Source organism: Streptomyces sp. H27-H5 (genome assembly GCF_026627505.1).
In the GTDB taxonomy this organism is placed as follows: Bacteria; Actinomycetota; Actinomycetes; order Streptomycetales; family Streptomycetaceae; genus Streptomyces.
Map to the genome: position 1 here is coordinate 1 of NZ_JAPNLK010000077.1, position 15,619 is coordinate 15,619.

At 70.9% G+C, this 15,619-nt stretch carries 13 protein-coding genes and 1 pseudogene; 6 read left to right on the top strand and 8 right to left on the bottom strand.

All coding sequences use genetic code 11. The annotated features are described in order from the left end of the window. Together OTB19_RS30630 and OTB19_RS30635 are read right to left on the bottom strand one after the other, a co-directional pair. Positions 1–412 (bottom strand): annotated as a pseudogene (locus OTB19_RS30630) (hypothetical protein); the annotation flags it as partial. A gap of 186 nt (positions 413–598) precedes the next feature. Then, entirely contained in the window at positions 599–1,306 is a 708-nt protein-coding gene (locus tag OTB19_RS30635; protein WP_267801892.1) for a helix-turn-helix transcriptional regulator, read from the bottom strand. Positions 1,307–1,918: 612 nt separating this feature from the next. On the opposite strand from OTB19_RS30635, the gene OTB19_RS30640 reads away from it, so the two are divergent. The 4 genes from OTB19_RS30640 (at position 1,919) to OTB19_RS30655 (ending at position 6,798) form a co-directional block, all read left to right on the top strand. Then, positions 1,919–2,515: a 4'-phosphopantetheinyl transferase family protein gene (locus tag OTB19_RS30640; protein WP_267801893.1), complete on the top strand. Its 597-nt coding sequence runs from the start codon at positions 1,919–1,921 to the stop codon at positions 2,513–2,515. 143 nt (positions 2,516–2,658) lie between these two features. Beyond that, positions 2,659–5,424 (top strand): non-ribosomal peptide synthetase, encoded by a 2,766-nt coding sequence (locus OTB19_RS30645; RefSeq protein ID WP_267801895.1) that lies wholly within the window; start codon positions 2,659–2,661, stop codon positions 5,422–5,424. A gap of 25 nt (positions 5,425–5,449) precedes the next feature. Continuing rightward, positions 5,450–6,394 (top strand): NAD-dependent epimerase/dehydratase family protein, encoded by a 945-nt coding sequence (locus OTB19_RS30650; RefSeq protein WP_267801929.1) that lies wholly within the window; start codon positions 5,450–5,452, stop codon positions 6,392–6,394. Next, a complete protein-coding gene (locus OTB19_RS30655) occupies positions 6,391–6,798 on the top strand; it encodes a nuclear transport factor 2 family protein (protein ID WP_267801896.1) in 408 nt (135 codons plus the stop codon). The genes OTB19_RS30650 and OTB19_RS30655 overlap by 4 nt, the downstream gene beginning before the upstream one ends. A gap of 151 nt (positions 6,799–6,949) precedes the next feature. Here the strand turns inward: OTB19_RS30655 and OTB19_RS30660 are convergent, their stop codons facing one another. Next, on the bottom strand, positions 6,950–8,440 hold the full coding sequence (locus OTB19_RS30660; RefSeq protein ID WP_267801898.1) for an alpha/beta hydrolase family protein: 1,491 nt from the start codon (positions 8,438–8,440) through the stop codon (positions 6,950–6,952). A gap of 289 nt (positions 8,441–8,729) precedes the next feature. Between OTB19_RS30660 and OTB19_RS30665 the strand changes: the two genes are divergently transcribed. Next, entirely contained in the window at positions 8,730–9,101 is a 372-nt protein-coding gene (locus OTB19_RS30665) for an FKBP-type peptidyl-prolyl cis-trans isomerase (protein WP_267801900.1), read from the top strand. Between the two features lie 295 nt (positions 9,102–9,396). Here the strand turns inward: OTB19_RS30665 and OTB19_RS30670 are convergent, their stop codons facing one another. The 4 genes from OTB19_RS30670 to OTB19_RS30685 form a co-directional block, all read right to left on the bottom strand. Next, positions 9,397–10,287 (bottom strand): hypothetical protein, encoded by an 891-nt coding sequence (locus tag OTB19_RS30670; protein ID WP_267801901.1) that lies wholly within the window; start codon positions 10,285–10,287, stop codon positions 9,397–9,399. Between the two features lie 10 nt (positions 10,288–10,297). Then, positions 10,298–10,861: a papain-like cysteine protease family protein gene (locus OTB19_RS30675; RefSeq protein ID WP_267801903.1), complete on the bottom strand. Its 564-nt coding sequence runs from the start codon at positions 10,859–10,861 to the stop codon at positions 10,298–10,300. Between the two features lie 210 nt (positions 10,862–11,071). Then, a complete protein-coding gene (locus OTB19_RS30680) occupies positions 11,072–13,222 on the bottom strand; it encodes a hypothetical protein (RefSeq protein WP_267801905.1) in 2,151 nt (716 codons plus the stop codon). A 158-nt stretch (positions 13,223–13,380) separates the two neighbouring features. Further along, a complete protein-coding gene (locus OTB19_RS30685) occupies positions 13,381–14,115 on the bottom strand; it encodes a dienelactone hydrolase family protein (RefSeq protein ID WP_267801906.1) in 735 nt (244 codons plus the stop codon). A gap of 333 nt (positions 14,116–14,448) precedes the next feature. Between OTB19_RS30685 and OTB19_RS30690 the strand changes: the two genes are divergently transcribed. Then, a complete protein-coding gene (locus tag OTB19_RS30690; RefSeq protein ID WP_267801908.1) occupies positions 14,449–14,643 on the top strand; it encodes a hypothetical protein in 195 nt (64 codons plus the stop codon). Between the two features lie 428 nt (positions 14,644–15,071). Here OTB19_RS30690 and OTB19_RS30695 read toward each other — a convergent pair whose 3' ends face one another. Then, complete coding sequence (locus OTB19_RS30695; protein ID WP_267801910.1) at positions 15,072–15,533, bottom strand: hypothetical protein; 462 nt, start codon at positions 15,531–15,533, stop codon at positions 15,072–15,074. Positions 15,534–15,619 lie beyond the last annotated feature (86 nt).

Genomic DNA, 15,619 nt, shown 5'->3' on the forward strand with positions numbered 1-15,619 from the left:
GCCAGGGAAAGCCGCCCGGACGCAGCTCCAGCAGGGTCCACACGTGCCGGCGCACCCCCGCCCGCGCTTTCGCGATGCCGCCTCGCACGACGATGTCCATCGCGGCCAGGGTGCGGTGGGTGGTCGAATCCGAGACCGGCGGGCCGAAAAGCCGCTGGTGGTGGGCCTGGAGAGCCTCGGCCTCAGAAAGATTCCCCGCGCCGAGCACGATGGCCACCGCGAGTTGGACGACCACCGCGGAGCGTTCCCGCCATCCCGGCCCACTCCCGCCGGGCAACACCTGCGCCAGCGCCGCGGTCAGCCCGACCCGGTCGGCGAGCTTGCGCAGCAACACCGCCCCCGCATGCCCCACCAGCCCCCGGCCGTCAGCCCGCACGACAAGCCGCTCGTCCCACCCTGTACGCTCACTCACCAGAAAGGTGCCCCACTCTGCGTCCCCGATTCGTTCCAGACACTCGAATCATCGCAGGCCAGGGCACCTTTCGTGCTACCGGTCCCACTCCAGGGCGAATTCAGCTGAATGCCCGAGGTTGGTGTCTCATCTTGCTGCGCGGTCCGCCGTGGGGGACGGACCGGTGTTCCCCGTTGCTCGGTCGGGCTATTCCGAGAGAAGTCCCAGTTCCACCGCCCGCACACCTGCCTGGAAGCGGGAGTTGGCGCCGAGTTCACGCATGATCTCGGCGACGTGGCGCCGGTAGGTGCGCAGCGACACGTTCAGGTCGCGCGCGGCGGCGTCGTCCGTGTAGCCGTCCCGCAGCCGCTCCAGGATCCTGCGGGTGAGTTCGCTGCGCAGCCGGGGGCTGAGCGCCAGGTGGTCGTCGAGCTTGCGGCCCCGGGACCAGGCGCCGGCGAAGAGGAGTTCAAGGGCTCGCACCGCGGCGGGGTCATTGACCTGCGTTGCCTGGCCCTTGGCGTTCCCGGCGGTCGCGCGGACCAGCGCGGCCGCGCCGTCGACGACGACGATGTCGCGTAACTCGGCCTCGGAGACCCGGACCTCGAACCGGGCCCCGGGCGTCCGGGTCAACTGGCACAGCGACCCGTCCGCGACCTCGGGGGCGCACAGGAGCCGTACGACGGGACCGGAGTCCAGCATGGCCAGTGACTCGCGCGCGATGTGGCCGAAGGCGTCCTTCCCGGTGATCGCGAGGCAGACCGAGTGCCGGGCCCCGAGCACGAGGTCGGCCACGGCCTCGCCGAGCACGGCGACGTCGGTGTGCGCCGCGGCGGGTCCCGGGTCCGGGCGCCTGCGGTGGAGGGAGACGGTGGATTCGATCAGCGCCCGTGCCTGCAGCAAGGTCTGTTCCACTTGCGCGGCGTGATCCACGGGTGTCGTGTCCCCCGCTCCCTCCGTACCTGGCGAATCGATCGCGGCTCCGGTCACTGCGTCCCCCTTGACGACCATGATCTGCTCGCCCAACCTATCCGTTTCAACTATTGATCGAGAAATTCTCTTGCTTCTCCCAAGCGGATCGCGTGCGATCGGACAGTAGTTCCCCCACTCAGAGCAAGTCAACAAGATCCCGGCGCGCGCAAGGCAATACAGGCATATGCCAAACTTTGTTTAATTTCGCCACTCCGAGGAATTTTTTCCAGCCATTTCGGCAGCAAGCTGCACCTGCCCCCCGGAACGAAATCCACCCCTTCCGTTTGCGTCACCGAACGCACCGTTCCCCTCACTCTCCGCTCCCAACCTGTCCACTTGTGGTCAACTCTGGTTCGCACAAGGCCACTTCAAGTGACCTTCGAGCCTACGGTGAGGCCTGTGACCACAACCCACACCGGGATCGAGCAGCATGACTCCGCACCACTGTTCGAAACCACCGACGCCCTGGTGTGGTGGTGGCGGATTCCGACGGGGCGGTACCGCGAGCGCGACCGCGGGCTTCTGGACAGTGCAGAGTTGAACCGAGTTCAACAAATGAAATCCACTCAGGCGCAGGTGGAGTTCATCACCTGCCGCGCGGCCGTGCGAAAGGCCCTTTCAGGGGTATTTCACGTACCGGCCACCGATATATCCATAGGGCGAAACCCGTGCCCCGGCTGTGGCAGCGCGGAACACGGCCCGCCCGCCCTGCGTCATCCGGCGACACCCTGGTCGATCAGCCTCGCGCACACGAGCGGTCTGGGCGTGCTGGCGCTCTCCCCCTTCCAGGTGGGCATCGACGTCGAGCGGATCCGTGAGCTCGACGTCGAACAGCTCGACGCCCCCGTGCTGACCCCGGCCGAACGCCGGGCCGTACGCGCCATGCCCGAAGGGCCTTCCCGCGCGACGGCCTTCCTCCGCTGTTGGACCCGCAAGGAAGCCGTGCTCAAGGCCGTCGGAATCGGCATCACCACGGACCTGACCGCATTGGAGACCCGATCCTGGGCTCCCGGCCCTGCTCACATCACCCTGTCCGCGCTCGGCTCCCCCACCACGTGGCGGGTGGCGGACGTCCTGGCTCCGGCCGGATGGACCGCCGCGCTCGCCCTGCCCCGCAGCGCCGAACGCCCGCCGTCGGTACGCCGGCTCTGAACCCGGCGTACCGTCCCGCCCCGTCACCCCGTCACCCCGTCCCACGCGCACCTTCACCGCACGCGAGTGCCGTCCTTCACCCCTGTTCGCCGCGCACGGAGGTCTGACCCCGGCGCGCCCCCGAGGCCAGGAGACAGACGACCGTGAACCCACCGGACAATCTCACCGACCTGCTGCTGTACGCCGCCCGCCGGCACCCGGAGTCGGGGCTGCGCCACTGCCAGGGCTCGACCGACGCCGGCTTCCAGGACCAGACCCACCCCGAACTCCTCGCCGAAGCCCGCCGGATCCTGACCGGGCTGCGCTCCCGGGGGATGCGCCCCGGGGACCGCGTGATACTGGTCCTGGAGCGCCCCCAGGAGTTCCTGCCCGCCTTCTGGGCCACCGTCCTCGGCGGCTTCGTTCCCTGCCCGATGGCCGCGCCGAGCACCGACCCGGAACGGTGGGCCGCCCGGCTCGACCACGTGGGCCACCTGTTGGGTGCCCCGCTGACCGTCACCACGGGCTCCCTCGCCGGCTCCCTCCCGCGGCCCCCCGGCCTGTCGGTGGTCGCCCTGGAGGACCTGTACGGAGCGGAGGCCGGCGAACTGCACGGCGCGGCGCCCGAGGACACCGCGATCCTGATGCTGACCTCGGGTTCGACCGGCGGTTCCAAGGCCGTGATGCTCAGCCACGGCAACCTGCTCGCCTCCATGGCCGCCAAGAACGGACACCACCGGCTCGGCCCCGCCGACACCACGCTGAACTGGGTCTCCTTCGACCACGTGGCCGCGCTCCTGGAATGCCACCTGCTGCCCCTGTACGCCGGCAGCACGCAGGTGCACGCACCCGCCGGCGCGGTGCTCGCCGACCCGCTGGAGTTCCTGCGGCTGATCTCCCGGCACGACGTGACGATGACCTTCACCCCCAACTTCCTGCTGGGGCTGATCAACACGGCCGCCGACCGGTTCGTCGCCTCCGGCGAGCCGCTCGACCTCAGCCGGCTGCGGCACATCGTCAGCGGCGGCGAAGCCGTGGTCGTCGCCACCGGGGAAACGTTCCTCGACCACTTCGCCCCGTACGGGCTCGCCGGGGACGCCCTGTGGCCGGCGTTCGGGATGACCGAGACCTGCGCCGGCAGCGTCTACTCCCGCAAGGCCTTCCCCGAGGCCGACCGCGGCGCGGAGTTCGCGAACCTGGGCACCGCCGTCGCGGGGTTGCGCATGCGCGTCGTGGACGGGTCGGACCGGACGCTGCCCGAGGGCACGGTGGGCGAGGTCCAGTTCACCGGCCCCATGATCACCCCCGGCTACCACAACGACCCGCGGGCCACCGCGAACGCCTTCACCGCCGACGGCTGGTTCCGCAGCGGCGACCTGGGCCGCATCGACGACGGGCGCCTGACGCTGGCCGGCCGGAGCAAGGACAGCGTCATCGTCAACGGCGTCAACCACTTCAGCCACGACATCGAGGCCGCCCTCGAACAGCTCGACGGTGTCGCCCGCTCCTACGTCGCGGCCTTCCCCACCCGCCCGACCGGCAGCGACACCGAGCAGCTCGTGATCGCCTTCCACCCCGACCTTCCCGACGGGGACGAGGCCGCCCTGCACCGGGTGCTCACCGCCATCCGCAGCACCGTGGTCATGCACTGGGGCTTCCGCCCGTCCCTGGTCCTGCCGCTGTCCCGCGAGGACTTCCCCAAGACCAGCCTCGGCAAGATCCAGCGGGCCCTGATGCGCACCCGGCTGGAGGCGGGCGCGTACGAGGCCCCGCGACGGGCCGCAGCCGACCTGACCCTGCGCATGCTGGGCGGCCACACCCCACCCGAGGGCGCCACCGAGCAGATCCTCGCCGAGATCTACGGCGAGATGTTCGACGCCGACCCGGCCACCATCAGCGCCACCGCGAGCTTCTTCGACCTCGGCGGCACCTCGCTCGACATCCTGCGGCTGCGCGCCAAGGTGATGCAGCGGCTCGGCGTCACGGGTCTGGAGGTCATCACCGTGCTGACCGCGCCGACGGTCCGCGCCCTGGCCGCCCGGCTGGCCGTGGAGGCCGGGTCCGACTCCCGCCCGTACGACCCGCTGGTCCCCATGCAGACCAGCGGCGCCAAGACTCCCCTGTTCTGCGTCCACCCCGGGGTCGGCGAGGTCCTCGTCTTCGTGAACCTCGCCCGGTACTTCACGGGTGACCGACCCTTCCACGCCCTGCGCGCCCGCGGATTCAACGAGGGTGAGAAGCCCTTCGTCTCCTTCGAGCAGATGGTCGACTGCTACGTGGACGCCATCCGGGCCACGCAGCCGCACGGCCCGTACGCCGTGGCCGGCTACTCGTACGGCGCCGCCGTCGCCTTCGAGATCGCCAAGATCCTCGAATCACAGGGCGAGCGCGTCGACTTCGTCGGCAGCTTCAACCTGCCGCCGCACATCAAGTACCGCATGAACGAACTGGACTTCGTGGACACCGCGGCGAACCTGGCGTTCTTCCTGGACCTGCTGGACAAGAAGCAGGCGACCGAGCTGCCGGACGCCCTGCGGCACCTGTCGCGGGAGGCCCAGGTGGCCCACCTCATCGAGATCGCCCCACGGGAGCGGCTCGCCGAACTCGACTTGGACACGGCGTCGTTCGGCGCGTGGGCCGACCTGGCCAACACACTGACCGATCTGGGCCGGGGCTACGAACCGAGCGGCACGGTGCGGTCGATGAGCGTCTTCCACGCGACGCCGCTGCACGGTACCCGGGAGGACTGGCTCGACAACGAGCTGCGCCGCTGGGACGAGCACACCACCGAACCCAACCGGTACCTGGAGGTGCCGGGCGAGCACTACACCCTGATGGGCCCCCGCCACGTGGCGGCCTTCCAGGCGATTCTGCGACGGGAACTGGACCGCGCGATGGCCGAGGCCGACGCCGGCAGGGCCCGGCGGTAGGACCGAGATGACGGGGGACGACACCATGCGAGGCAAGAAGATCCTGATCACCGGCGGCACCGGGCAGGTCGCCCGGCCGGTCGCTGAGTCACTGGCAGAGCACAACGAGGTCTGGTGCATCGGCCGCTTCGGCACGCCGGGCGTGGAGCGCGAGCTCAACGAGCGGGGCGTCACCACACGACACTGGGACATGACCGATCCCTCGGAGCACGCGCTGAAGGGCATACCCGAAGACTTCACGCATGTACTGCACTCCGCGGTGCACCGCGGCGAGGACGGCAACTTCAACGCCACCGCCGAGATCAACGCGGTGGCCACCGGCCGCCTGATGACCCACGCCCGCGGCGCCGAGGCGTTCCTGTTCGTCTCGACGGGCGCCCTGTACGCACGCCGGACCCTGGACCACGCGTACACCGAGGACGACCCGGTCGACGGCAGCGCCGCGTGGCTGCCGGCCTACCCGATGGGCAAGCTGGCGACCGAGGGAGCGGTGCGCGCCTTCGCCCGCGTACTGGGTCTGCCCACCACCATCGCGCGTCTCAACATCGCTTACGGGCCCGGTAGCTACGGTGGCGTCCCGATGCTGTACTTCGAGCAGATGCTGGCCGGGAAACCGATCGCCGTGCCGTTGGAGGGCCAGAACTGGTGCTCCCTCCTGCACACCGACGACCTCGTCGCCCAGGTCCCGCCGCTGTGGCGGGCGGCGTCCGTCCCGGCGACGCTGGTCAATTGGGGTGGTGACCAGTCGGTCGGCATGAGTGACTGCCTCCGCCACATCGAGGCGCTGACGGGCGTGGAGGCCGTGCTCGTACCGACGGAGGTCACCCGGGAGACGTACCGGTTCGACCCCTCGCTGCGCCGCCGGCTGACCGGCCCGTGCCGGGTCGACTGGCGGGACGGCATCGAACGCACCCTGCGGGCCCTGTATCCGCAGCACATGAGCCGCCGAGAAGGGACGCAGACGCCATGACGACAGGCATCGACAACAATCTGGCCCTGGTCCGGCGCGCCTACCGCGCCTTCCACGAACGCGATGTGGCCGGGCTTCTCGACACCCTGGATCCGCAGGTGGAATGGGTACACCCCGACGGCATGGCCGACTACGGCCTGGGGGGCACCAAGCACGGTCACGCGGGTGTCAGGGAGTTCCTGTCGCGCGTACCGACCGTCCTCGGCGGGATGCGCCTGGAGCCGCAGGAGTTCGTGGCCGCCGACGACCGGATCGTGGTCTTCGGCGTCCGGCAGGTGACCTCGGTCCGCGGCACGACCGTGACCCTTCCCTTCATCCACTCCTGGACCCTGCGGGCCGGGACCGCCGTCCGGATGGAGGACGTCTTCGACACGGTGCTCTTCCAGCGGCTGATCGAGAGCTGACCAGAGCTGACCAGAGCTGACCAGAGCTGACCGCCCGATCGTGCCGTGTGCGGCAGGTGCCGGCCGGTCGAGGGGGCCCGTCGTTCCGTCGGAGGGTCGCCGTACTCATGGCGACCCTCCGACAACACGAGCGACAACGCGTTGGGCGGTGTCAGCGGCTGTTGCCCGAGGGGTAGACGCTGAGGTCGCCGTAGGTCGACAGGACGCCGGCCAGGTCACCGGGTTTGTCCCGCAGGGTGGTGTCCAGGAAGGCGAGAGTGGTCGCGGCGACGACGTGCGGGCTCTCGGTGCGGCCGAGGGAGCCGACGATCGAGGGCACGGGCGGCAGGTACAAGGGGCCGTCCATGAAGGTGAGGTGTGCGGCGCCGGGGATGGTGAGCCGGTAGCTCGTCGCCGTGCCGAGCCTGAGGGCCTCGGTGAGGCGGGGTATGTAGTCCGGGTCGGTTCCGGGGGTGATGGCCTGGGTGAGCGCGAGCATCGGCCGGCGGAGGGAGGGGGAGGCCGGGCCGTGGGGGTAGCCGTCCAGATCGATGACGGCGTCGAACCGTTGGTCCTGCCGGGCTGCCTGCAGGGCGGCGGCACCACCCATGGAGTGGCCGGTGGCCGCGACCCGACCGGTGTCCAGGCGTCCGGTCAGCGGGTCGGTGATCTCGCCTCGGTCCAGATGTTCCAGCTGGGTGAGGACGAAGCCGAGGTCGGCGGCGCGAACCGCCGTCCAGTCAACGGCCAGCTTGTCGTCCTTGTCGCGGTCCCCGGTGGAGGCGAGCTTGGTGTGGATCGTTCGGCCGTCGTCGAGGACGACGGCGGCGGAGTCGTACGGGTGGTCGAGCGCGGCGACCACGTAGCCGTGGCCGGCCAGTTCCTCCGCCCAGGCGGTGTTCTGGGTACGCACTCCGCCCGACCCGGGAGAGAACAGCACGACCGGGAACCGTTCGCCCCCACCGGCCACCGGGGCGTCGAAGACCGAATGGCTGCGAGCACGCGGGACGCCGTCGATCAGGAAGCCGGGCAAGCCGACCTCGTGGGCGAGGGCATCGGACACGATGCGCGCCTCGTGCTCCGTGCGTCCGAGGTACTGGGCCCGCTGCGCGCCTGCGGGGCTCTTCCGCGCGGGATACCAGAGCTGCACCACGACCGTACGGCGGTCGTTCGGATCGGCGGTGAAGGTCTCGGGGCGGCGTGGGTCGGTCCACTGCACCACGCGGGTGCCGACCGCGAAGCCGCCCGACGGCTCGGGGAACACCGGTACGGGAAAGGCCCAGGCGGCCACCGGAGCCGTGGCCATCAGGCCGACGCAGACCACCGACCCCGGCAACGCCGGCCACCATCGGGCCCGCCACGCCGGCCGGCCGCTACGGCGCCGCAGCAGGGGAGAGAGGGCGAACGGCAACGCGACGGCGGCGCCTGCCAGTACCGGCAGCATCTGCCAGCGGATCCCCACCACACTCAGCAGGATCGCGGACAGTACGAGAACGGCCCCCGACGCGATCGTGACGCGTGGGCGGGCAGCGGGCGGAAGCCAGCGCGCCACCACCAGCGCGACCCCGGCCGACAAGGCAAGAAGTTCCAGAGGGGACATGTACAGTCCCGCGATGATCTCGGTCACCCGGCCATCCTCGGGGCGGGACACGCGGCGCCACATCAATCCCGGGTCGCCACCGCATGCGACCGGAGTCGCAATCCGAGGCATGTCCCCTGTGCGACCACAGTCGCATCCAGTAGCTCGCTCGGCAGAGGCGGACACGGAGGCCGACGGGGGTTGCGCATGCCGACCACGCCCTGGCCGACCGCACCGCAGTCCGGCCGTTCACCGTCTCGGCCTGGCTTCGGGAAGATCGATCGTTCGGTACCGTGACCACACGAACGCATGGAGTGACCATGCGCGTGATCGGCCTCTCCGGAGACTTCCGGTGGGGAGGATTGAGGTTGCAATGAGCCTGTCGAAGCCCGAGATCGACTTCCCCGAGGGCGAGCCGCCCACCGACCTGCGGATCCGGGACATCGTGGTGGGGGACGGCGCCGAGGCGAAGCCCGGCAGCATGGTCGAAGTCCACTACGCCGGGGTCACCTTCGCCACCGGGGAGGAGTTCGACGCCTCCTGGAACCGAGGACAGACGTTCAGGTTCCCCCTGGGTGCCGGCCGGGTCATCAAGGGCTGGGACCAGGGAGTCGCGGGCATGAAGGTCGGAGGGCGGCGCGAGCTCACCATCCCCCCGCACCTCGCCTACGGAAGCCAGTCGCCCTCCCCGCTGATCCCCTCGGACTCGACGCTCATCTTCGTGGTGGACCTGCTCGGAGTGTGAGCCGCCGGACCCCTGGCTGCCCGGCCTCACTGTTCGCGGTGAGACCGGGCGTCGCCTTCGCCTCGGGGCTCACCGCGATCCGGTACGAGGAGCAGAACGGCCGGAGGCCGGACGCGTCGGGCGGTGTCCCCCGGACACCTCGCGTTGCGGCAGCTCGCCCAGCCCCGTAAGTGCGGTCGCGGACAGCCCAAGCGTCAGCCTTGGAGCGCTGTGCGAGTCGGTCGAGAGCACGACTCGCTCCGCCCGGCCGGCTGCCGAGGCGGAGCGAGGGGGTGTGGGGGTGTACGGGGTGGGGTCAGGCGGTGCTTGTCCGCCGGCGTCGCAGGAGCAGGGCGGCTCCGCCCGCGAGGGCGAGTGCCGCGCCGGAACCGCCGGCGAGGAGCACGGCGGAGGACGGGGTGTCGTCCTCCGTGCGCTGGAGGCTGTAGCCGCTGGAGTAGCCCTTGGTGTCGTACTCCGAGCCGGGCAGCTTGTCGGCGTAGCGGGCCTTCAGCAGCTTCTGGTAGTCGCTGAGCGACACCGACGCCTGGCCGCCCAGCCCTTGCCTGGCCTGGTCGTTGAGCGCCTCGACGGTGAGGAGCTTGAGCTGGTACCAGCCGCGGATCTGCGGCTCGGTGAAGACCAGCGTGCCCACGGTGGCCTTGCCGGCGTACGCGGCGTCGCCGTCGCCGTCACGCACGGCCGCCAGGTGCCAGCCGCCGCCCTGGGTGGGGGCGAGCATGACGGTGGCGTTGCGTCCGTTGACGTTGGTGCTCAGCGAGGAGACCAGCCCCGTCAGCTTGACCGCCTTGGCGGGAAGCGGCTGGGCGGTGCCCGCGGCGAAGCCGGGCGTGATCTCGTTCAGTGCCACCGGGTCCTTGATCGTGAAGACCGGCAGGTCCCGGCAGGGCTCGGCGGTTTCGGGGATCGTCTGCACCGGACCGCCTGCGGCGTCGGTGGGTACCGGGGTGCGCAGGAAGCGGCAGACGGTGTCGCGCACGTCGGCGGACTTCACCGCGTTGAGTGCCGCCTGGTAGTCGGGGATGTCGGCCGGGAGCGGGTCCTTGGCCGGGGCGGCGTGGGCCGGACCGACGACGGACAGCAGTACGGACGCACTCAGTGCGATGACGATGGACAGACGGGAGGAGCGGGAGTTCGCCCGCCGGCCGGACAGTTCGGTGCCGCTGGTGCGGCTGGTGTCGCACATGTCGCCTGCCTTAGCGGGAGATGCCGATGCGGGAGTGGGTCCACTTGGACGAGTTGTTGCTCACGTAGTCGTTGTAGTTCCACCACGTGTACGTGGTGGTGTCCGGCCACGGGTCGGCCACGGCGATCGTGGTGTTCGAGGTGTCGAAGCCGTAGATCACGTTCATGTGGCCACCGCCGGACGTCCACCCGATGCGGGCGCCGAGTGGCCGGGCCGCCTTGACGTCGGTGTACACCTGGTTGAACGTGGCCGCGCTGTTCAGGCCCGAGCCGGTGTGGGTCATGCCGAGGCTGCTCCAGCCCTTGGCCATGTCGTCGAGCGTGGCGGGCTGGTTGTTGCAGCCGTAGTAGGGCTGGGCCCGGGTGCAGAAGTCCGTCTGTGTGGAACCGAAGCCGTGGAACTTGGCGATGGTCAACCCGGAGGCGACCCAGCACCACTGGCTCTTCTCCTGCTTCAGCATGGCGATGCTGTCCTGGCCCGCTTCCGCGTGAGCCGTGCCTCCCGTGGCCGCAAGCGTTCCCAAGGCGGCCAGCGCGATGGCCGACGCCGTGGTTCCGTACCTGAACCTGCCCATTTTCCTGCCTTCCCCCTGACGGGTACAACGAGACGAACGGGGCGATCTGGCAGGAATATGACAGCGCATCATGACTTGGACACATAGGGGCCTTGCGGGGAATTAGCTCCTACTGATTATTTGTCGGGTCATCATGCGACTCGGGGCACGTCTCCCGGCTCCGGAACGAATGGTGCGGCTCGGAGGTCGAGGCGGACGAGGCCCCGTGGGTCAGGCGGTCGCGGGGTGCGAGAAGGCCCTGCGGAGCGCCCGGGCGTGCTCTTGGACCGCTTCGTCCTGTTCGATGATGCGGTCCTCGATACCGGAGCGGACGACGCGGGCGTCGCCGTCGGCGAGGGCGGCGAGCCGGCGCAGGTGGTCATCGATCATGGCCGTGGCGCCGAGGGCTTCCAGCGCCGCGCAGGCCCCTGCCGGATCGGCGTCCGATTCGGCGGACCGCAAGGCCGCCGCGGCGAGTGCGACGCGGTCCAGGGAGGCGGGTTCCGCCACGGCCGTCAGGGCCGTCACGACGGCCGGCGCCTGCGCCGGATCGTCGAGCGCGGCTTCCAGTCGGGGAGTGAGCGGGCGCCCCGCCGGGCCGAGGAGTGTCGTCGTACGGGCGGCCCGCACCACCGACCACCGGGACCAGGCGTTCCGGTCGGCGCGGGCGAAGACCGAGTCCAGGGCGGCGACTGCCTCGTCCGCGTCGCCCGTGATGCGCCACAGGGCCTCGGCGAGGGCGGTGTCCGTGTCCAGCGCGGGCGTGGTGGTGCCACCGGCCGCGGCGCCGAGTGCCTCGCGCAGGGCCGGTACCAGCGCCGCTCCCCGGGGTCCGAGCGCGCCGGCCGGTCCGGCGGCGTCCCTGACGTGACCGGCCCCGCGCCGGAGTTCCTGTTCGAGGCAGTGGAGCAGGGGCGCGAGCTCGCCGTCGAGGTCGTACAGGGCCTGCGCGGCGGGGAGGACTCCCCGGGCGGCGGCTGCCCGCAGCAAGGTGACGGCCCGGGCCCGTTCAGCCGGGCCACAGTCGGCGGCGACGCGAGCGATGGCTCCTGCGGCCTGGCTCGGATGGTGTCGGAGCGCCGCGCACAGCTCGGGCAACGCCGGCGCCGCGTCGGCGCCCCACCCGGCCAACAGGTGTGTCAGCTGCCAGGGTTCGTTGCCGCTCAGGGCCCCGGGCCGGGCGAGGCGGTCCCGTACCGCGTCGAGGAGGTCGTCGTCGTACGGGAAGGCGGAGTGCGCGGGGCTCGGGAATCCGGCGGCGGCGCCGAGGGCTCGGGGCCGCCGCCCCAGGCCGGCGGCCAAGAGCGGGGCCGCTTGTGCGGGTGCGACGCGTACGAGCGCGGCCAGGGCCCGGTCCGCATGGTCGTCGTCCTGGTGCGGGTTCCGTGCGGCGAGCGGGGCGAGAACGTCCGCGGCCGGTTCGGCGACCGTGCCCAGTCGGGCCAGGAGGGACGCGGTGTCGATCACCGACCGCTCGTCGACGGCTGCCGCGCGCAGGCTCTGTACCAGGCGGCTCGGGGCGCTGCGGGAGAGCGTGCAGGCGCGATCGGCCGCCCAGAGGCCTTCGGCCCGCACGTCCGCCCGTAGATCGTGCAGGGCGGCGTCGACCAGGGCGAACGCCGCCTCGCGCTCCGCCCGGCGGTCCCGTCCCAGGAGGGCCTCGACGACGGCGGCCAGCGGCTCGCCCCGTTCGTGGTCGAGGTCGGAGCGCAGATCGTCCGCGGGCAGGAGGGAGAGCATCGTGGTGTGCGTGGTCTCGGTCCAGGGAGCGTCCGCGTCGAGGTGGGCGAAGACGGCCGCCATGCGCACCGCTGCCGGCTGGGACGGCTCCAGGGCGGTGGCGGCGGCCGCCGCCGCGACCTGCGGATCGAGCCGGGCGATCCCGGCCAGGACCTCGGCGCGTACGGCGGGTTCGGGTTCCTCGTCCCAGCGCGCGCGGAGGGCGGGGAGCGCGCTCGCGGTGGCGCGGGTGTGGGACACCGCCCAGGCCGCGGTCCGCCGGACGTCGGACTCCGGGGCGGCCAGCAGGGGCAACAGCAGCGGCAGCCGGTCCGCCACGGCAGCCCGGACGGTGCCCGGTGCGACGCCGTGCTCGTCCTCGCTCTCGGCCATGGCGCCGAGCAGCGTCAGGACGTCCGCCGTGTGGTGACCGGCGACCGCGATCGCCGCGAGGAACGGCGCCGCCTCCGCGCTCGCGGCGTAGACCGTTCCCTGGTGGAGCACGCTCCCGTACAGCTCCGACAAGGCCTCGTCCGCCGCACCCGCGTCGGTCCCGACCAGAGCCCGCAGCAGGTCGGGGAGGTCCTCCGCGCTGCCGTACGCGTGGGAGAACAACTGCCAGGGGCGAGCGTCGAGACCGTCGAGCGGGTGTGCGAGTTCCATGCGCGGCATCGTGCCGGCCACCTCTGACAGCAGCGGGTCAGGGGCTCCCCGGCCCACGTGGTGACGGGCGTGCCGCGCACCCTCCCCACCACGTGGGCTTCGAGACATCGCCGGAACTCCGCGGCCATGCCATCGGATTCGGTGTCCGGGCCGGTGCGTCACCTGCCGGCCAGGGTGCGGTCGAGGAGGGGGAGCAGGTGGTCCCAGTGGCGCTGTAGTCCGGCGGGGTCGAAGGTGTCGGTGTCGGACATGGTGAACCCGTGGACGGTGTCGGGGTAGATCTCGGAGGTGTGGTCGACACCCGCGGCGTCGAGGGCCTGGTTGAGTTCGGTTAGGGCGTCGGGCGTCAGGTCGCTCGCGGCGTGGCCGAAGTGGACCTGGGCGGTGATCCCGGCGAAGGCAGCGGGCCCGTCCGCTCCCACAGGGCCGTGGAATGCCGCGAGGGCTGCCACTCGGTCGGGGTGCGCCGCGGCGGTGCGCGTCGCCAGAAGGCCGCCTATGCAGTAGCCGGTCACCGCGACCGGTCCGGCGGCGACCTCGGGCCGGGTGGTGAGGAACGCGAGGTAGGCCTCGGCATCGCTCAGGGCCCGCTCCACGGTGTGCGCCTCGATCAAGGGCATCAGTTGAGCGAACACGGCAGACCGCGCCTCCGCGTCGATGTACTCGGGAAGGTCGAGCACCGGTGCCGGGCCGTGCCGGTGGAACAGGTTGGGGACGAGCACGTAGTAGCCGTGCCCGGCCAGTTCGCGGGCCAGAGCGTGCAACACGGGCCGGATACCGAAGCCGTCCGCGTACATCAGCACTCCCGGGAACCGCTCCCCGTGGTCGGGGAAGGCGGCGAAAGCGTCGGCCTGGCCGTCCGCGGTGGGAACGCGCAGCGTCGTGATGGGCATGAGTTCTCCTGTCGTGGTCGACGTGTGAAGCTGTGGTCACCACGACCAGAGGCGGAGCCCGCGCGCCGGCACCGGACCCTCGGCCCAACTGCGGTCCGAAATCGGCCCGTACGGCGCTCAAAGCAGCGCCGGGTCACCCGTCCGTGTGTGGCGCGAGGCCGTCCCGGTAGTCATCACCGCACAACGTAGCCCACCGGACGGGATCGAAGCCGGCGCATTTCCCGGGCGCCGACCAGCGGCCCGGCTCCGCCTTCCCGCCCCGTGCCGGTGGGCCCTCTTCCCCGGTCTGAGACGATCAGCAGGAGGGTACGGATCGACGAAGGGGTGGAGACCATGGTTCGTCTGGTGGTGCTCGGCGTCCTGGTGCTCGCCGTCGGCGGGTGCGTGTGCGTGGTGTGGGCGGAACGCGCCGGGCCCCGTTGGGTCCGCGGTGTGGCGACCGTGACGCTCGCCGCGAGCGAACTGGTACGTCGCTCCGGGAAGAAGCGGCGCCGAAACGTGAACGGATCCGGCGACGGCGGCGACTAGTGCTGTGGCCGCATAGGTCCACCGGGTTGGGGCTCGCGGGTGTTTGGGGTGTGCCGGGACACTCGATCCAATGACGCGAGCGCGTCCCTGGCAGGATCTCCGCATGCTCGAAGAGAAGTCGACGCGCTTGCGCAGATGATGGCCGAGCACATGGCCAGGCCGTCCCCGCCCGGCTTCCGCCTGGACTTCGAGGGCCAGGACATGGTGTTGCTCGACGCGGACGCCTAGGGCTATGCCGCAGGCGGCCGTAAAGGCCCGCTCAGCGACAGCACCGGGCAGGCTTGACGCGGCTGACGTCAGTGTTCGCGAAGGTCCTCCCGGCGATCGACGACGAGTACTACACGCAGGTGCGCGACATGGCCGTGCCGGCCGCCGAAATCGAGAGCCTGCGCGAGAAGTAGTCCTCCGCCGGAAATGCGGTCACAGCACTAGACATGGATGAGAATCTGTCGCAGAGGATGCCCGAGCGCACCCGCAAGAGAAGCCAGCTCCGCGCCGGTCAGCCAAGCCCGGTTCGGATACAAAACCTCGATCCGGAAGCGCGCGAACCCCATCGGCCAGTCGTATACCAGCTCGTTCAGCGACGTCTCAACGTCGCAGCAGGGAACCGTCACCATGAGCGTCGAAAAGCCCTCGTCGTAGCACTGCGAGACGGCATCACCCCACCACTCAGCTTCGAGTACCGTGCCGCACCGCGGACAGGAGATCCCCTCCAGGTTGGCGAAGCAATGGACCACCTCGACGCCGTCGTGCCACTTGGCTTCCAGACCACGTCGGGCGTCGTCGTCAGAAAGCATTCCGGACAACGCAACCGCAGCACGATGTGCCGCATCCTTACCGGGCTGCCAGTACGGATCTGTCGGAATCACCGTCAGATAGTTGTCACCCATCGCCCGCCCCCACGCCCGCCACGGTCCGCTCCTCCTGTCGTCAGACCCGGCGAACCTATCCGGTCACAGCACCAGGTCGCCGCTTT